Source organism: Mycobacterium sp. 012931 (assembly GCF_000419295.1).
GTDB classification, from domain to species: domain Bacteria; phylum Actinomycetota; class Actinomycetes; order Mycobacteriales; family Mycobacteriaceae; genus Mycobacterium; species Mycobacterium marinum.
The window spans coordinates 4,631,495-4,649,848 of sequence record NZ_AOPX01000001.1 but is presented as its reverse complement, the minus strand read 5'-3'; the positions used below and the strand labels follow the sequence as shown (position 1 = coordinate 4,649,848).

At 61.3% G+C, this 18,354-nt stretch carries 13 protein-coding genes and 3 rRNA genes; 12 read left to right on the top strand and 4 right to left on the bottom strand.

Annotated features, from left to right (window positions below):
- Positions 1 to 21 precede the first annotated feature (21 nt).
- From MMSP_RS20440 to MMSP_RS20405, 8 genes are all read left to right on the top strand, one after another.
- A complete protein-coding gene (locus tag MMSP_RS20440; RefSeq protein ID WP_020788145.1) occupies positions 22 to 267 on the top strand; it encodes a F0F1 ATP synthase subunit C in 246 nt (81 codons plus the stop codon).
- Positions 268 to 308: 41 nt separating this feature from the next.
- On the top strand, positions 309 to 821 hold the full coding sequence (locus MMSP_RS20435) for a F0F1 ATP synthase subunit B (protein WP_020788144.1): 513 nt from the start codon (positions 309 to 311) through the stop codon (positions 819 to 821).
- 6 nt (positions 822 to 827) lie between these two features.
- Positions 828 to 2,165, top strand: coding sequence for a F0F1 ATP synthase subunit B/delta (locus tag MMSP_RS20430; protein WP_020788143.1), 1,338 nt, complete (start codon positions 828 to 830; stop codon positions 2,163 to 2,165).
- A 61-nt stretch (positions 2,166 to 2,226) separates the two neighbouring features.
- Complete coding sequence (gene atpA, locus MMSP_RS20425; RefSeq protein WP_020788142.1) at positions 2,227 to 3,876, top strand: F0F1 ATP synthase subunit alpha; 1,650 nt, start codon at positions 2,227 to 2,229, stop codon at positions 3,874 to 3,876.
- A gap of 18 nt (positions 3,877 to 3,894) precedes the next feature.
- Complete coding sequence (locus MMSP_RS20420) at positions 3,895 to 4,809, top strand: F0F1 ATP synthase subunit gamma (protein WP_020788141.1); 915 nt, start codon at positions 3,895 to 3,897, stop codon at positions 4,807 to 4,809.
- 26 nt (positions 4,810 to 4,835) lie between these two features.
- A complete protein-coding gene (gene atpD / locus MMSP_RS20415) occupies positions 4,836 to 6,287 on the top strand; it encodes a F0F1 ATP synthase subunit beta (protein WP_011741624.1) in 1,452 nt (483 codons plus the stop codon).
- 36 nt (positions 6,288 to 6,323) lie between these two features.
- Positions 6,324 to 6,689: a F0F1 ATP synthase subunit epsilon gene (locus MMSP_RS20410; protein ID WP_012395670.1), complete on the top strand. Its 366-nt coding sequence runs from the start codon at positions 6,324 to 6,326 to the stop codon at positions 6,687 to 6,689.
- Between the two features lie 7 nt (positions 6,690 to 6,696).
- A complete protein-coding gene (locus MMSP_RS20405) occupies positions 6,697 to 7,140 on the top strand; it encodes a DUF2550 domain-containing protein (protein WP_086085109.1) in 444 nt (147 codons plus the stop codon).
- Between the two features lie 90 nt (positions 7,141 to 7,230).
- Here the strand turns inward: MMSP_RS20405 and MMSP_RS20400 are convergent, their stop codons facing one another.
- On the bottom strand, positions 7,231 to 7,824 hold the full coding sequence (locus MMSP_RS20400) for a cob(I)yrinic acid a,c-diamide adenosyltransferase (protein WP_020788139.1): 594 nt from the start codon (positions 7,822 to 7,824) through the stop codon (positions 7,231 to 7,233).
- A gap of 70 nt (positions 7,825 to 7,894) precedes the next feature.
- Between MMSP_RS20400 and murA the strand changes: the two genes are divergently transcribed.
- From murA to rrf, 4 genes are all read left to right on the top strand, one after another.
- A complete protein-coding gene (gene murA, locus MMSP_RS20395; protein WP_012395668.1) occupies positions 7,895 to 9,148 on the top strand; it encodes a UDP-N-acetylglucosamine 1-carboxyvinyltransferase in 1,254 nt (417 codons plus the stop codon).
- A gap of 291 nt (positions 9,149 to 9,439) precedes the next feature.
- Positions 9,440 to 10,970 (top strand): 16S ribosomal RNA (locus tag MMSP_RS20390).
- A gap of 275 nt (positions 10,971 to 11,245) precedes the next feature.
- Positions 11,246 to 14,350: ribosomal RNA gene (locus tag MMSP_RS20385) — 23S ribosomal RNA — on the top strand.
- A 91-nt stretch (positions 14,351 to 14,441) separates the two neighbouring features.
- Positions 14,442 to 14,555, top strand: a 5S ribosomal RNA gene (gene rrf / locus MMSP_RS20380).
- Together the 16S, 23S and 5S rRNA genes form the textbook arrangement of a ribosomal RNA operon.
- Positions 14,556 to 14,597: 42 nt before the next feature.
- Here the strand turns inward: rrf and MMSP_RS20375 are convergent.
- From MMSP_RS20375 to MMSP_RS20365, 3 genes are all read right to left on the bottom strand, one after another.
- Entirely contained in the window at positions 14,598 to 15,116 is a 519-nt protein-coding gene (locus MMSP_RS20375; protein ID WP_020788138.1) for a methylated-DNA--[protein]-cysteine S-methyltransferase, read from the bottom strand.
- Positions 15,113 to 16,600, bottom strand: a complete 1,488-nt coding sequence (locus MMSP_RS20370) for a DNA-3-methyladenine glycosylase 2 family protein (protein WP_020788137.1) — start codon at positions 16,598 to 16,600, stop codon at positions 15,113 to 15,115. The genes MMSP_RS20375 and MMSP_RS20370 overlap by 4 nt, the downstream gene beginning before the upstream one ends.
- Positions 16,601 to 16,682: 82 nt before the next feature.
- The gene (locus tag MMSP_RS20365) at positions 16,683 to 18,302 is read right to left on the bottom strand and encodes an adenylate/guanylate cyclase domain-containing protein (RefSeq protein ID WP_020788136.1); all 1,620 of its coding nucleotides are present in this window, start codon (positions 18,300 to 18,302) and stop codon (positions 16,683 to 16,685) included.
- Between the last annotated feature and the right edge of the window lie 52 nt (positions 18,303 to 18,354).

The window sequence follows — 18,354 nt, the reverse complement described above, 5'->3', positions numbered from 1 at the left end:
GTTATCAAGGAGGATAAAGTAATGGACCCCACTATCGTTGCCGGCGCCCTCATCGGCGGTGGACTGATCATGGCTGGTGGCGCGATCGGCGCCGGTATCGGTGACGGTATCGCCGGTAACGCTCTGATCTCCGGCGTTGCCCGCCAACCTGAGGCGCAGGGACGGCTGTTCACGCCGTTCTTCATCACCGTCGGTCTGGTTGAGGCCGCCTACTTTATCAACCTGGCGTTTATGGCGCTGTTCGTCTTCGCCACGCCCGTTAAGTAATTCGGCAGCTGTAACCGTTGAAATGGTTGTGATGGGTAGTAATGGATGACGTGAACTCTATTGTCCTGGCTGCGGGCCAGGCAGCAGAGGAAGGCGGCACAAACAACTTCCTCGTTCCCAACGGAACGTTTTTCTTCGTGCTGGCCATTTTCTTGGTGGTGCTTGCGGTCATCGGCACATTTGTCGTACCGCCGATCCTGAAGGTGTTGCGTGAACGCGACGCGATGGTTGCCAAGACGCTGGCCGACAACAAGAAATCGGCCGAGCAGTTCGCGGCCGCCCAGGCCGACTACGAGAAAGCCATGGCCGAGGGTCGGGTACAGGCGTCGTCCTATCGCGACAACGCCCGGGCCGAGGGTCGTAAGGTCGTCGAGGATGCGCGTGCCCACGCTGAACAGGAAGTGGCATCGACATTGCAGCAGGCCAACGAGCAACTGAAGCGCGAGAGGGACGCTGTGGAACTGGATTTGCGTGCCAACGTGGGAGCGATGTCGGCGACGCTGGCCAACCGGATCGTCGGTGTCGACGTGACTACCCCAGCCGCGGCGGGGTAGCAAACCATGTCGACATTCATCGGACAGCTGGTTGGTTTCGCGGCCATCGTTTTTCTGGTGTGGCGTTACGTGGTGCCGCCGGTGCGGCGCATGATGGCAGCGCGCCAGGACACGGTTCGCCAGCAATTGGCAGACGCGGCTACCGCCGCCGTGCGGCTCACGGAGTCGACCACCGCGCACAGTAAGGCGGTGGAGGCCGCCAAGGCGGAGGCGGTGCAGGTCGTCGCAGAGGCCAAGGAAGATGCCAAGCGCATCACGGCGCAGATGCAGACCCAGGCGGGTGTCGAAGCCGAACGGATCAAGGTCCAAGGGTCTCGTCAGGTCGAGCTGCTCCGGACTCAGCTGACCCGTCAGCTGCGATTGGAGCTGGGCCACGAATCAGTCCGCCAGGCAAGCGAATTGGTGCGCAACCACGTTTCCGACCCAGGGCAGCAGGCGGCCACGGTCGACCGCTTCCTCGACGAGCTCGACGCGATGGCGCCGGCAGCGGCGGAAGTCGAGCGTCCGGTGGCGGCCAAGATGCGGTGGGCCAGCCGGCGGGCGCTGGGCAGCTTGGTCGACAAGTTCGCCGGTTTGGCCAAGGGCCTGGACAATGCGGCGCTTTCGGCTCTCGCCAGCGACCTCGTGTCGGTAGCCCAACTTCTCCAACGCGAAGTCATCGTCACCCGCTACCTCACGGTGCCCGCCGAAGACGCAGCACCCAGGATTCGGCTGTTGGAGCGGCTGATATCCGGCCAGGTCGGCAATCCCGCGCTGGATATCCTGCGAGCCGCCGTCACGGAGCGGTGGTCGGCAAGCTCGGATCTGATCGACGCGATCGAGCACGTGTCTCGGCAGGCCCTACTGGAAGTCGCCCAGCGTGACGGACAGGTCGACGAGGTCGAGGACCAGCTGTTCCGGTTCTCCCGCATCTTGGACGCGCAACCGCGCCTTTCCATCCTGCTCGGCGACTATGTGGTTCCGGCCGAGGGCCGAGTTGGATTGCTGCGCAAAGTCCTCGACAGCGCGGGCAGCGTCAATCCGATTGCCGTCGCATTGCTGTCTCAGACGGTCGAACTCCTGCGAGGTCAGCCGGCCGAGGACGCGGCGCTGCTGCTGGCCGAGGTGGCCGTGGCCCGCCGCGGGGAGGTTGTCGCACAAGTCAGCGCGGCCGCCGAGCTCAGCGATGCACAGCGCACCCGCGTTACTGAGGTGCTGAGTCGCATCTACGGTCACCCCGTGACTGTGCAGCTTCAAACGGATCCCACCTTGTTGGGGGGTCTGTCGATTGCCGTGGGTGACGAAGTGATCGACGGAACGCTCTCGTCGCGTTTGACCGCTGCCGAGGCTCAGTTGCCTGATTGATGACGAAGCCCGACTGAACACGAACTAGCCAGCACAACCCAAAAGTAGGAAGACAGCAGCCATGGCCGAGTTGACAATCTCCGCTAATGACATTCAGAGCGCGATCGAAGAGTACGTAGGCTCCTTCACCTCGGATACCTCCCGGGAGGAAGTCGGCACCGTTGTCGACGCCGGGGACGGTATCGCGCACGTCGAAGGTTTACCGTCCGTGATGACTCAGGAGCTGCTCGAGTTCCCCGGCGGTGTGCTCGGCGTGGCCCTCAACCTCGACGAACACAGTGTTGGCGCGGTGATCCTGGGTAACTTCGAAAACATCGAAGAAGGCCAGCAGGTCAAGCGCACCGGCGAAGTCTTGTCGGTTCCCGTCGGCGACGCGTTCTTGGGCCGGGTGATCAACCCGCTCGGTCAGCCGATTGATGGCCGCGGAGACATCGAGGCCGAGACGCGGCGCGCCCTCGAGCTGCAGGCGCCGTCGGTGGTCCAGCGTCAAAGCGTCAAGGAGCCGCTGCAGACCGGTATCAAGGCGATCGACGCCATGACCCCGATCGGCCGCGGTCAGCGCCAGCTGATCATCGGCGACCGCAAGACCGGCAAGACCGCGGTCTGCGTCGACACCATCCTCAACCAGCGCCAGAACTGGGAGATCGGTGATCCCAAGAAGCAGGTGCGCTGCGTATACGTGGCCGTCGGGCAGAAGGGCACCACGATCGCTTCGGTGCGGCGCGCCCTGGAAGAGGGCGGCGCGATGGACTACACGACCATCGTCGCGGCGCCCGCGTCCGACTCCGCCGGCTTCAAATGGCTTGCCCCATACACTGGTTCGGCTGTCGCTCAGCACTGGATGTACGACTGTAAGCACGTCCTGATCGTCTTCGACGACCTGACCAAGCAGGCTGAGGCATACCGGGCGATCTCGCTGCTGCTGCGCCGTCCGCCTGGCCGTGAGGCATATCCGGGCGACGTGTTCTATCTGCACTCGCGGCTCCTGGAGCGCTGCGCGAAGCTGTCCGACGAACTCGGTGGCGGCTCGTTGACCGGTCTTCCGATCATCGAGACCAAGGCCAACGACATTTCGGCCTACATCCCCACCAACGTCATTTCGATCACCGACGGCCAGTGCTTCCTCGAGACCGACCTGTTCAACCAGGGCGTTCGCCCGGCCATCAACGTCGGTGTCTCGGTGTCCCGCGTCGGTGGTGCGGCCCAGATCAAGGCAATGAAAGAGGTGGCGGGAAGCCTCCGTCTGGATCTGTCGCAGTACCGTGAGCTGGAAGCCTTCGCCGCTTTCGCTTCCGACCTGGACGCCACGTCGAAGGCGCAGCTGGACCGCGGCGCCCGGCTGGTGGAGCTGCTCAAGCAGCCGCAGTACCAGCCGATGCCGGTCGAAGAGCAGGTCATCTCCATCTTCCTGGGTACCGGCGGTCACCTGGACTCGGTGCCCGTCGAGGACGTCCGGCGCTTCGAAACCGAACTGCTGGATCACATTCGGGCCTCCGAAGAGAACCTGCTGAGCACCATTCGCGACACGCAGAAGCTCACTGAGGAGACCGAGGAAGCCCTGACCAAGGTGATCAACCACTTCAAGAAGGGCTTCGCGTCGTCCACTGGTGAATCGGTGGTCCCCGACGAGCATGTCGAGGCCATGGATGAGGAAGATCTGGGCAAAGAATCGGTGAAGGTCAAGAAGCCCGCGCCGCAGAAGAAGAAATAGCACACGTAGGTATATGAGATGGCTGCCACACTTCGCGAACTGCGTGGACGGATCCGCTCGGCCGGATCGATCAAGAAGATCACCAAGGCTCAGGAGCTGATCGCGACGTCGCGCATCGCCAGGGCGCAGGCTCGACTCGAGTCCGCCCGGCCTTACGCCGACCAGATCACACAGATGCTCACCACTTTGGCCGCCGACGCCGCTCTGGACCATCCGTTGCTGGTCGAGCATCCCCAGCCGAAGCGGGCGGGGGTCTTGGTGGTGTCGTCTGACCGCGGTCTTTGCGGTGCGTACAACGCCAATGTCTTCCGGCGGTCCGAGGAGCTCTTCTCGCTGCTGCGTGACGAGGGCAAGCAACCGGTTCTCTATGTTGTGGGCCGCAAGGCGTTGGCGTACTACACCTTCCGCAATTGGGACATCGCCCAATCGTGGACGGGTTTCTCCGAGCAGCCCAAGTACGAGAACGCCGCGGAGATCGCTTCCACCCTGGTAGATGCGTTCATGCTGGGTGCTGGCGAAGGCGAGGACCTGCAGACCAACAACGAGCAGAGCGTCGACGAACTGCACATTGTGTTTACCGAGTTCAAATCGATGTTGTCGCAGTCGACGGAGGCCCGCCGGATGGCGCCCATGGTCGTGGAATATGTCGAGGAAACCGGCCCGCGGACGCTGTACTCATTTGAACCGGATGGGACCACGCTGTTCGAGTCTCTTTTGCCGAGGTATCTGACTACCCGCGTGTATGCGGCAATGCTCGAATCCGCGGCGTCGGAGCTAGCGTCGCGTCAGCGGGCGATGAAGTCGGCGACCGATAACGCCGACGACCTGATCAAGGCGCTGACACTGATGGCAAACCGGGAGCGCCAGGCCCAGATCACCCAGGAGATTAGCGAAATCGTCGGTGGCGCAAACGCGCTGGCGGACGCTCGCTAGACAGGCCCACGAGGAAGCGGAAAGATATGACTGTTACAGCCGAAAAGACTGACAAGTCTGCAAGTTCAGAGACCAGCGGCCGCGTGGTGCGGGTCACCGGGCCCGTCGTCGACGTCGAGTTCCCCCGCGGGTCCGTTCCCGAGCTGTTCAACGCTCTGCACGCAAAGATCGACTTCGGGTCGCTCGCGAAGACCCTCACGTTGGAGGTGGCGCAGCACCTCGGCGACAGCTTGGTGCGCACGATTTCGTTGCAGCCCACCGACGGCCTGGTCCGTGGTACGGAGGTCACTGACACGGGGCGGCCGATCTCGGTTCCGGTTGGTGAAAGCGTCAAGGGGCACGTTTTCAACGCGCTCGGGGACTGCTTGGACGAACCCGGCTACGGAGAAGACTTCGAGCACTGGTCGATTCACCGCAAGCCGCCGGCCTTCGAGGACCTCGAGCCCCGCACCGAGATGCTGGAGACCGGCCTGAAGGTCGTCGACCTGCTGACTCCGTATGTGCGTGGTGGCAAGATCGCGCTGTTCGGTGGTGCCGGCGTGGGCAAGACGGTGCTGATCCAGGAGATGATCAACCGTATCGCCCGCAACTTCGGTGGTACTTCGGTGTTCGCCGGCGTGGGGGAGCGCACCCGTGAGGGCAACGACCTGTGGGTCGAGCTCCAGGAAGCCAACGTGCTCAAGGACACCGCGCTGGTGTTCGGCCAGATGGACGAGCCGCCCGGCACCCGTATGCGGGTTGCGCTGTCCGCGCTGACCATGGCGGAGTGGTTCCGCGATGAGGCCGGCCAGGACGTGCTGCTGTTCATCGACAACATCTTCCGGTTCACCCAGGCCGGCTCGGAGGTGTCCACACTGCTGGGCCGCATGCCGTCAGCCGTGGGGTACCAGCCCACGCTGGCTGACGAGATGGGCGAGCTGCAGGAGCGAATCACTTCGACGCGGGGACGCTCGATTACGTCGATGCAGGCCGTCTATGTGCCCGCTGACGACTACACCGACCCGGCGCCGGCCACCACGTTCGCGCACCTGGACGCCACCACCGAGCTCTCGCGTGCGGTGTTCTCCAAGGGCATCTTCCCCGCGGTGGACCCGCTGGCATCCAGCTCGACCATCCTGGACCCCGGTGTGGTTGGTGACGAGCACTATCGGGTGGCGCAGGAAGTCATCCGAATCCTGCAGCGCTACAAGGACCTTCAGGACATCATCGCGATTCTGGGTATCGACGAGCTGTCCGAAGAGGACAAGCAGCTGGTCAACCGGGCCCGCCGGATCGAGCGGTTCCTGTCCCAGAACATGATGGCGGCCGAGCAGTTCACTGGTCAGCCGGGTTCGACGGTGCCGGTCAAGGAGACCATCGAAGCGTTTGACCGGTTGTGCAAGGGCGAGTTCGACCACGTGCCCGAGCAGGCGTTCTTCCTCATCGGTGGGCTCGACGACTTGGCTAAGAAGGCCGAGAGCCTCGGCGCCAAACTGTAGTGGCTGGTCTCCTGCTAAGTCGAAAGGTGGTGTGACATGGCCGAATTGAACGTCGAGATCGTTGCTGTTGATCGGAAGATCTGGTCGGGCGCGGGAACGTTTCTTTTCACCCGCACTACCGTCGGTGAGATCGGAATTCTGCCGAACCATATCCCGTTGGTGGCCCAGTTGGTCGACGACGCGATGGTGCGCGTTGAACGCGATGGCGACAAGGATCTGCGGATCGCAGTGGACGGTGGCTTCATGTCGGTGACCGACGCCGGGGTCAGCATTCTGGCTGAATCCGCGGAGTTCGAGTCCGAGATCGATGAGGCTGTGGCCAGGCAGGACTCCGAATCCGACGATCCCCGTACCGCCGCCAGGGGTCGCGCTAGATTGCGCGCCGTCGGCGCGATCGACTAACAGCCTGGTGAGCGCGCCCATGGTTGGCATGGTCGTGCTGGTTGTCCTGTTGGGTATGGCGGTGCTTGCCCTGAGCTACCGGTTATGGAAGCTGCGCCAGGGCGGCACCGCCGGGATAATGCGTGATATCCCGGCTATCGGAGGACACGGGTGGCGTCACGGCGTCATCCGCTACCACGGCGGCGAGGCGCGGTTCTACCGCTTGTCGAGTTTGCGCTTATGGCCGGATCGGCGGCTCAGCCGACGAGGTGTCGAGATCATCGCTCGGCGGGGACCCCGCGGCGACGAGTACGACATCATGACCGACAAGATCGTGGTTCTCGAACTGCGCGACAGCACCCAGGACCGCAGACCCGGCTCCGAACTCGCGCTCGATCAGGGTGCGTTGACCGCATTTCTGTCTTGGCTCGAGTCTCGTCCTTCGCCTCGTGCCCAAAAGCGGAGCCGCTGACGGCTCTCGTTCGCGCGGTGAGTAGCGGCCCGAACAGTGGCTGCTCGACGCACCGGTCGGCAGTTCCTGTTGGAGCGCTTAGCTTCTGATCTATCCGGCGCTGGGCCTGTTGCCGCCCGGTCGCCACAGCACGTCGCCGTCCGGGTTGGCGGCTCGCGCCAGAATAAACAGCAGATCCGAGAGCCGGTTCAGATATTTCGCGGGCAGCGCACTGACGCCTTCGGGGTCCGCTTCGACAGCGGCCCAGGCTGACCTCTCGGCCCGCCGTGCGACTGTCCGGGCGACGTGCAGCAGTGCGGACAAAGGCGAACCACCCGGCAGCACAAAGGAATTCAAGGCGGGCAGGGTCTCGTTATATTTGTCACACCAGCCCTCGAGCCGTTCGATGTAGGACTCGGTGATGCGCAGCGCAGCGTGCTCTGGCTGGTCTTGGGAGCGTTTCAGCGGTGTAGACAGGTCCGCGCCGGCGTCGAACAAGTCGTTTTGGAGCTGCCGCAACACGTCGGCGAGTTGTGGATCGGGGCTGCCCATCGCGACTGCGACGCCGATCGCGGAGTTGGCTTCGTCACAGTCTGCGTAGGCCACCAGGCGCGGATCGTTCTTGGAAACCCTGGAGAAGTCACTCAATCCTGTCGTTCCGTCGTCGCCGGTCCGGGTGTAGATACGGGTCAGATGGATCGCCATGATCAAACGGTACCCGGATGACTTACCTGGTTGACTGACAAGCTGATAGCGCTTCACTAGACTGACGCGGGTGGCGGAGCGATTCGTGGTCACCGGTGGGAACCGGTTGTCAGGCGAAGTCGCTGTTGGGGGCGCTAAAAACAGTGTGCTCAAGCTCATGGCAGCGACGCTGCTGGCCGAGGGAACCAGCACAATCACCAACTGCCCCGACATCCTCGATGTGCCGCTGATGGCAGAGGTGTTGCGCGGGCTCGGCGCCACCGTCGAACTCGACGGAGATGTGGCCCGCATTACCTCGCCCGACGAGCCGAAATACGACGCAGACTTCGCGGCGGTGCGGCAGTTTCGGGCTTCCGTATGTGTGCTCGGACCCCTGGTTGGACGATGTAAACGGGCCAAGGTTGCGCTGCCGGGCGGAGATGCGATCGGGTCCCGGCCGTTGGACATGCACCAGGCTGGCCTGCGTCAACTGGGGGCGCAGTGCAATATCGAGCATGGGTGTGTGGTGGCCCAGGCAGACACCCTGCGCGGCGCGGAGATTCAGCTGGAATTCCCCTCGGTCGGGGCTACCGAGAACATCTTGATGGCCGCGGTGGTCGCCGAGGGCGTGACGACCATCCACAATGCGGCGCGCGAGCCCGATGTGGTTGACCTGTGCACGATGCTCAATCAGATGGGGGCGCAGATCGAGGGTGCCGGCTCGCCGACGATGACGATTACCGGCGTTCCCCGGCTACACCCGACCGAGCACCGCGTGATTGGCGACCGCATCGTCGCCGCTACCTGGGGTATCGCTGCGGCGATGACCCGTGGCGACATCACCGTGACGGGTATCGATCCATCGCATCTGCAGCTGGTTTTGCACAAGTTGTACGACGCCGGTGCCACCGTTACGCAGACCGACGACAGTTTTCGCATCGTGCAGTACGAGCGGCCCAAGGCTGTCAATGTCGCGACCTTGCCGTTTCCGGGGTTTCCGACCGATTTGCAGCCAATGGCGATCGCACTGGCGTCGATCGCCGACGGCACGTCGATGATCACCGAGAACGTGTTCGAGGCCAGGTTCCGATTCGTCGAAGAGATGATCAGGCTGGGAGCGGATGCCCGCACCGACGGACACCATGCCGTGGTGCGTGGTCTGCCTCAGTTGTCGAGCGCTCCAGTCTGGTGTTCCGACATCCGCGCCGGCGCCGGTTTGGTGTTGGCGGGCTTGGTCGCTGACGGCGATACCGAGGTTCACGACGTGTTCCACATCGACCGTGGCTACCCACTTTTCGTCGAGTACCTGGGGATTTTGGGAGCGGAGATTGAGCGGGTACAGTAGCCAAGGCCAAGCTCGAAGGCGCGGACTTCACTGAGAAGATCGAAAATCCGAGTTTGACTTTTCCGCCGGATCTGTATTAAGCTAGCAGGGTAGCCCCGAAGAGGGGCGAGTGCAAGTAAGAAATGTTGTTTGAGAACTCAATAGTGTGTTTGGTGTTATGTTTTGTTGTTGTTTTTTTGACTACACCTTATCACTCCCGTGTGAGGGCGTAGTCGTTTTTTTAGATGCCAGTTGATTGGCGTCTTGTGAGGTATCTCTGATTGTGAATTCACCTCGTTATCGAGGGGTTTTTGTTTGGAGAGTTTGATCCTGGCTCAGGACGAACGCTGGCGGCGTGCTTAACACATGCAAGTCGAACGGAAAGGTCTCTTCGGAGACACTCGAGTGGCGAACGGGTGAGTAACACGTGGGCGATCTGCCCTGCACTTCGGGATAAGCCTGGGAAACTGGGTCTAATACCGGATAGGACCACGGGATTCATGTCCTGTGGTGGAAAGCTTTTGCGGTGTGGGATGGGCCCGCGGCCTATCAGCTTGTTGGTGGGGTAACGGCCTACCAAGGCGACGACGGGTAGCCGGCCTGAGAGGGTGTCCGGCCACACTGGGACTGAGATACGGCCCAGACTCCTACGGGAGGCAGCAGTGGGGAATATTGCACAATGGGCGCAAGCCTGATGCAGCGACGCCGCGTGGGGGATGACGGCCTTCGGGTTGTAAACCTCTTTCACCATCGACGAAGGTTCGGGTTTTCTCGGATTGACGGTAGATGGAGAAGAAGCACCGGCCAACTACGTGCCAGCAGCCGCGGTAATACGTAGGGTGCGAGCGTTGTCCGGAATTACTGGGCGTAAAGAGCTCGTAGGTGGTTTGTCGCGTTGTTCGTGAAATCTCACGGCTTAACTGTGAGCGTGCGGGCGATACGGGCAGACTAGAGTACTGCAGGGGAGACTGGAATTCCTGGTGTAGCGGTGGAATGCGCAGATATCAGGAGGAACACCGGTGGCGAAGGCGGGTCTCTGGGCAGTAACTGACGCTGAGGAGCGAAAGCGTGGGGAGCGAACAGGATTAGATACCCTGGTAGTCCACGCCGTAAACGGTGGGTACTAGGTGTGGGTTTCCTTCCTTGGGATCCGTGCCGTAGCTAACGCATTAAGTACCCCGCCTGGGGAGTACGGCCGCAAGGCTAAAACTCAAAGGAATTGACGGGGGCCCGCACAAGCGGCGGAGCATGTGGATTAATTCGATGCGACGCGAAGAACCTTACCTGGGTTTGACATGCACAGGACTCGTCTAGAGATAGGCGTTCCCTTGTGGCCTGTGTGCAGGTGGTGCATGGCTGTCGTCAGCTCGTGTCGTGAGATGTTGGGTTAAGTCCCGCAACGAGCGCAACCCTTGTCTCATGTTGCCAGCACGTAATGGTGGGGACTCGTGAGAGACTGCCGGGGTCAACTCGGAGGAAGGTGGGGATGACGTCAAGTCATCATGCCCCTTATGCCCAGGGCTTCACACATGCTACAATGGCCGGTACAAAGGGCTGCGATGCCGCGAGGTTAAGCGAATCCTTTAAAGCCGGTCTCAGTTCGGATCGGGGTCTGCAACTCGACCCCGTGAAGTCGGAGTCGCTAGTAATCGCAGATCAGCAACGCTGCGGTGAATACGTTCCCGGGCCTTGTACACACCGCCCGTCACGTCATGAAAGTCGGTAACACCCGAAGCCAGTGGCCTAACCCTTTGGGAGGGAGCTGTCGAAGGTGGGATCGGCGATTGGGACGAAGTCGTAACAAGGTAGCCGTACCGGAAGGTGCGGCTGGATCACCTCCTTTCTAAGGAGCACCACGAGAAACACTCCAATTGATGGGGTGTAAGCCGTGAGGGGTTCTCGTCTGCAGTGGACGGAAGCCGGGTGCACAACAACAAGCAAGCCAGACACACTATTGGGTCCTGAGGCAACATCTCTGTTGGTTTCGGGATGTTGTCCCACCATCTTGGTGGTGGGGTGTGGTGTTTGAGAATTGGATAGTGGTTGCGAGCATCAATTGGATGCGCTGCCTTTTGGTGGCGTGTTCTGTTGTGCAATTTTATTCTTTGGTTTTTGTGTTTATAAGTGTCTAAGGGCGCATGGTGGATGCCTTGGCATCGAGAGCCGATGAAGGACGTGGGAGGCTGCGATATGCCTCGGGGAGCTGTCAACCTAGCGTGGATCCGAGGATTTCCGAATGGGGAAACCCAGCACGAGTGATGTCGTGTTACCCGCACTTGAATATATAGGGTGCGGGGGGGAACGCGGGGAAGTGAAACATCTCAGTACCCGTAGGAAAAGAAAACAATTGTGATTCCGTAAGTAGTGGCGAGCGAACGCGGAAAATGGCTAAACCGCACGCATGTTTAACCGGGTAGGGGTTGTGTGTGCGGGGTTGTGGGAATGATGTGTCTCAGCTCTACCTGGCTGAGAGGCAGTCAGAAAGTGTCGCAGTTAACGGAAATGGCCTGGGATGGTCTGCCGTAGACGGTGAGAGCCCGGTACGTGAAAACCCGGCACCTGCCTAGTATCAACTCCCGAGTAGCAGCGGGCCCGTGGAATCTGCTGTGAATCTGCCGGGACCACCCGGTAAGCCTAAATACTACTCGATGACCGATAGCGGATTAGTACCGTGAGGGAATGGTGAAAAGTACCCCGGGAGGGGAGTGAAAGAGTACCTGAAACCGTGCGCCTACAATCCGTCAGAGCCTCCTCGTGGGGTGATGGCGTGCCTTTTGAAGAATGAGCCTGCGAGTCAGGGACATGTCGCGAGGTTAACCCGAGTGGGGTAGCCGCAGCGAAAGCGAGTCTGAATAGGGCGTATCCCCGTAAGGGGTGTAGTGGCATGTTCTGGACCCGAAGCGGAGTGATCTACCCATGGCCAGGGTGAAGCGTGGGTAAGACCGCGTGGAGGCCCGAACCCACTTAGGTTGAAGACTGAGGGGATGAGCTGTGGGTAGGGGTGAAAGGCCAATCAAACTCCGTGATAGCTGGTTCTCCCCGAAATGCATTTAGGTGCAGCGTTGCGTGTTTCACCACGGAGGTAGAGCTACTGGATGGCCGATGGGCCCTACTAGGTTACTGACGTCAGCCAAACTCCGAATGCCGTGGTGTGAAGCGTGGCAGTGAGACGGCGGGGGATAAGCTCCGTACGTCGAGAGGGAAACAGCCCAGATCGCCGGCTAAGGCCCCAAAGCGTGTGCTAAGTGGAAAAGGATGTGCAGTCGCAGAGACAACCAGGAGGTTGGCTTAGAAGCAGCCACCCTTGAAAGAGTGCGTAATAGCTCACTGGTCAAGTGATTGTGCGCCGATAATGTAGCGGGGCTCAAGCACACCGCCGAAGCCGCGACAACCGCAAGGTTGGGTAGGGGAGCGTCCCTCATTCAGCGAAGCTGCCGGGTAACCGGTGGTGGAGGATGGGGGAGTGAGAATGCAGGCATGAGTAGCGATAAGGCAAGTGAGAACCTTGCCCGCCGAAAGACCAAGGGTTCCTGGGCCAGGCCAGTCCGCCCAGGGTGAGTCGGGACCTAAGGCGAGGCCGACAGGCGTAGTCGATGGACAACGGGTTGATATTCCCGTACCCGTGTGTGCGCGCCCGTGATGAATCAGCGGTACTAACCACCCAAAACCGGATCGATCATTCCTCTTCGGGGGCGTGGAGTTCCGGGGCTGCGTGGAACCTTCGTTGGTAGTAGTCAAGCGACGGGGTGACGCAGGAAGGCAGCCGTACCAGTCAGTGGTAATACTGGGGCAAGCCCGTAGGGAGAGCGATAGGCAAATCCGTCGCTCATTAATCCTGAGAGGTGATGCATAGCCGATTGAGGCGAATTCGGTCATCCTCTGCTGCCAAGAAAAGCCTCTAGCGAGCACACACACGGCCCGTACCCCAAACCAACACAGGTGGTCAGGTAGAGAATACCAAGGCGTACGAGATAACTATGGTTAAGGAACTCGGCAAAATGCCCCCGTAACTTCGGGAGAAGGGGGACCGGAATACCGTGAACACCCTTGCGGTGGGAGCGGGATTCGGTCGCAGAAACCAGTGGGGAGCGACTGTTTACTAAAAACACAGGTCCGTGCGAAGTCGCAAGACGATGTATACGGACTGACGCCTGCCCGGTGCTGGAAGGTTAAGAGGACCCGTTAATTCGTAAGGGTGAAGCGGAGAATTTAAGCCCCAGTAAACGGCGGTGGTAACTATAACCATCCTAAGGTAGCGAAATTCCTTGTCGGGTAAGTTCCGACCTGCACGAATGGCGTAACGACTTCCCAACTGTCTCAACCATAGACTCGGCGAAATTGCACTACGAGTAAAGATGCTCGTTACGCGCGGCAGGACGAAAAGACCCCGGGACCTTCACTACAACTTGGTATTGGCGTTCGGTTCGGTTTGTGTAGGATAGGTGGGAGACTGTGAAACTCCAACGCCAGTTGGGGCGGAGTCATTGTTGAAATACCACTCTGATCGTATTGGACACCTAACGTCGAACCCTGAACCGGGTTCACGGACAGTGCCTGGCGGGTAGTTTAACTGGGGCGGTTGCCTCCTAAAATGTAACGGAGGCGCCCAAAGGTTCCCTCAACCTGGACGGCAATCAGGTGACGAGTGTAAGTGCACAAGGGAGCTTGACTGCGAGACCTACAAGTCAAGCAGGGACGAAAGTCGGGACTAGTGATCCGGCACCTCTGAGTGGAAGGGGTGTCGCTCAACGGATAAAAGGTACCCCGGGGATAACAGGCTGATCTTCCCCAAGAGTCCATATCGACGGGATGGTTTGGCACCTCGATGTCGGCTCGTCGCATCCTGGGGCTGGAGCAGGTCCCAAGGGTTGGGCTGTTCGCCCATTAAAGCGGCACGCGAGCTGGGTTTAGAACGTCGTGAGACAGTTCGGTCTCTATCCGCCGCGCGCGTCAGAAACTTGAGGAAACCTGTCCCTAGTACGAGAGGACCGGGACGGACGAACCTCTGGTACACCAGTTGTCCCACCAGGGGCACCGCTGGATAGCCACGTTCGGAAAGGATAACCGCTGAAAGCATCTAAGCGGGAAACCTTCTCCAAGATCAGGTTTCTCACCCACTTGGTGGGATAAGGCCCCCCGCAGACCACGGGTTCGATAGGTCAGACCTGGAAGCACAGTAATGTGTGAAGGGAACTGGCACTAACCGGCCGAAAACTTACCAACACAAAAACGCCTCGCAACCACATATCCATGTTCTTGGACAATTACTGTCGAAGAACACCACACCCCCCATCAGCACAAATTTAAATAGAGTTACGGCGGCCACAGCGACAGGGAAACGCCCGGTCCCATTCCGAACCCGGAAGCTAAGCCTGTCAGCGCCGATGATACTGCCCAGCTCGGGTGGAAAAGTAGGACACCGCCGAACATACACAAAAACACCCCCATACTCTGGGGGTGTTTTTGCATGTCAACAATCGAATAACGTCAGATCCGCCCGCACAGTCAGATCCGCCGGCACACACGCCCTCTCCAACTCCAACAACGCCTGCTTCCGATCAAGGCCACCCCCATAGCCAGTAAGCCCCCCACTGGCACCAATCACACGATGGCACGGAACAATCACCGCTACCGGATTACGGCCATTGGCCAGCCCAACCGCACGAGCCGCACCCCGCGCACCAATCCGCTCCGCAATTTCGCCATACGAACGGGTTTCGCCGTAGGGAATTGTCAGCAGTTCCACCCAGACGCGTCGCTGGAACTCGGTCCCACGCAGGTCTAACGCCAGATCGAAGTCGAAACGCTCACCAGCGAAATAGGCGTCGAGCTGGCTCACCGCATCGGCGAACGCCTCATCATCAACTTCCCACCCGACGCGGCTAGGTTCGTAGGTCTGGTCGACCATCCGCAGATTGGTCAACACGCCGTCATGCCCGGCCAGGGTCAGCGGTCCTATTGGGCTATCAATGATGCGGTAGTGAGTCATGCAACCTCCCGTGGTGGCCAATCGTTTACCGAATGCTCGAGTGTGGTCCAAAGGTGTTGGGTTGCATACGAACGCCAGGGACGCCAGCGCGCACTGCGGTCCAGTAGATCCGGTTGACGCTGGGGCAGGCCCAACTGTTTCGCGGCCAGCCGGACGCCAAGGTCTGCGACCGGAAACGCGTCCGGGTCGCCCAGCCCGCGCATGGCAATGACTTCCGCGGTCCACGGGCCGACTCCGGGGATATCGAGCAGCTGCTCTCGCGCCCGAGTCCAGTCGCATCCGGCGTCCAGGTTCACCCTTCGGTCGGCGATGGCGTCGACCATCATGCTCAAGGTGTGCTGTCGGGTCTTGGGGACGGCCAGATGGATTGGGTCGGTTTCGGCCAGGTCCTGCACCGACGGGAAGGTATGAGTCAAGGTTCCGCCTTGATCGTGGATGGGTCGGCCGTAGGCGGTGACCAGGCGGGCCGCGTGGGTACGCGCAGCCTTGGTCGACACCTGTTGTGCGAGCACGGCGCGCACGGCGAGTTCTGCCTCGTCCACGGTGCGGGGTATGCGCTGCCCAGGTGCCGTGGCCACTACCGGGCTCAGAGCGGGGTCGCCACTGAGGGCCTCCACAACAGCCTCCGGGTCGGCATCAAGATCGAGCAGGCGCCGGCATCTGGCCGTGGCGGCCGCGAGGTCGCGGAAATCGTCGAGCACCAGTAGACACCGGACGTGGTCGGGCGCGGGTGTCAGCGTGACGATGCCATTGCCGGACGACAGTCGCAGCGTGCGTCGATAGGCACCATCACGGACCTCCTCACAACCCGGCACGGCCCCGGCGGCGAGGTGGCCGAAGACACCCTGGTAGGCAAAGGGGGTTCGCACCGGCAGGCGCAGGGATACCGTTCCCGGCGAGGTGGCGGGTGCGCCGAACCGCGCGGCAGCGTGTCGACGCAACGCCGTTGGTGTGCTGTCGCAAACCAGGCGGATGGTGTCATTGAACTGCCGGATACTGGAGAACCCGGCCGCAAACGCCACGTCGCCGAAGGGCAGATCGGTGGTCTCGATCAGCACCCGTGCGGTCTGCATCCGTTGGGCGCGGGCCAGCGCGAGGGGGCCGGCGCCGACCTCAGCCTGCAGCAGGCGTTCCAGCTGGCGTGTGGTGTAGCCCAGACGCGCGGCAAGCCCGGTGACACCTTCGCGGTCCACGGTGCCGTCGGCAACCAACCGCATCGCCCTGGCGACGATGTCGCCGCGCATGTTCCATTCCGGCGAACCCGGTGACGCGTCAGGGCGGCAACGTTTGCAGGCCCGGAAGCCCTCACGTTGAGCTGCCGCGGCTGTTGGAAGAAACCGCACGTTGCGGGCGAACGGTGGGCGAACGGGGCAACTCGGCCGGCAGTAGATCCGGGTGGTCAGCACCGCGGTCACGAACCAGCCGTCAAACCGGGCGTCCTTGGATTGGACCGCCCGATAGCAGCGTTCGAAGTCTTCGTGCACCCTTAGAGGATTACACCTGCGCAGCGTCATGACTGGCGGAAAAACGACATCAAAGTGAGCTGACAGCGGTCTCCGGCGACGGCTATGGGCGTGGGCTGCTGGCGGGGATGGCCAGGCGGGTCGGCCGGTCGCGGCCGCGAAGTGTCACCGTCTCCGCCAAATTCCAATGGGCACGTTCGGTTTCGGTCGCGCCGGCTACCGTTTCCGAGGATGCCACTAGGCGGGCGGAATACGATTTGGCCAGTTCACACAGCCGGGCCGCCTCGTTCACCGGTCCATCGATCACGGTGTATTCGAACCGCTCATTGGCGCCGACATTGCCGGCGACCACTTGTCCTGCGGCCACGCCGATGCCCGCCCGGCACTCCGGCACCTCGGTGCAGAGTCGCCCGGCGATGGCCCGTGCGGCGCTCAATGCCGCGACTTCGGGGCACTCGAGTGGATTTGGCGCACCGAAGATAGCCAGGGAGGCGTCACCTTCGAATTTGTTGACCAGGCCGCGGTGACGCTCCACCTCATCGACGATCACCGCGAAAAATCGGTTGAGCAACTGCACCACGTCTGTGGCTGGCCGGTTGCTCACCAGTTGTGTCGAGCCGATGATATCGACGAAAACAACCGCAACATAACGCTCTTCGCCGCCCAGCTGCGGCGGCTTTCGTTCCGCGGCCGCGGCAACTTCGCGTCCGACGTGGCGGCCGAAAAGGTCGCGGACGCGTTCGCGCTCACGCAGCCCCTCGACCATGGAGTTGAAGCCGCTCTGCAGCTCGCCGAGTTCGCTGCCATCGAAGACCACAACATCTCCCCGTAGGTCCCCTCGTTCGACGCGCTTGAGTGCGGCGCGCACGACCCGTACCGGGGTAGCCGTCAGCCACGCCGAGATCGCGATCAGCAACAACCCGAAGACCAGGGTTGCACTGGACGCAATCAATACGCCCACGGCGAATTCCACCTCGCTGAGGTGCAACAACGCGATTTCGAACACCGCCAGTAAAGCGATGCCCACGACCGGCACGCCCGAACCGAGCAGCCAGATCAGGATGGTTCGCCCCATGATGCCCGAGACGATCCGTCGGGGTGGGGGGCCTGTTTCAAGAGCTTGAGCGGTCAGCGGCCGCAAGGCGAACTCGGTGAGTAGGTAGCTGCCGGTGGCCACCAAGATTCCGCAAAAGCTGACCGAGAAGAGATATTTCGGGATAAAGCGGATGTCGATCAGGCCGTAGAGGGTGGTGAACAACAACGTCCCCAGTCCCCACAAGAACAGGTGGACAGCCGCGATTCGGGACGGAACCAGGAAGGTTTCACGACTCTCGGCGCGGTTGGGCGGGTGGCCCTCGATGTACCAACGCAGGGCCCGAACGGTGTTGGAGGTAATCCAGAAGCTTCCGACCACAAATGCCGTCACGTCATATCCGGCTCCGACGCCGAAGGTGAGCCATCTCGGCGCCTCGGTAATGACGTTGGGCTCTGGGATGGCCACGAACACCAGCAGCAACGCGACACCTATCGCGACCAGGCTCGCGACCATGATGGATGAGGTCAGCATGAGCTGGATGCGGACTCGCCGGCGTTGTGGAGTCTCCGTCAACTGTCCGAGCAGCCGGGAGCCGTACGCATAGTTTTCTGTTAGCTGGTCGCTCTGCTGGGTAATCTTCTCCAACGCTCGACGCAAGCGCTGGACTACCGTGTTTGTGGCGACCATGGTGGCGCAAGCCTAGTTCCTTGACGGCTGTTTGAGGCAGGAATTTATTCGC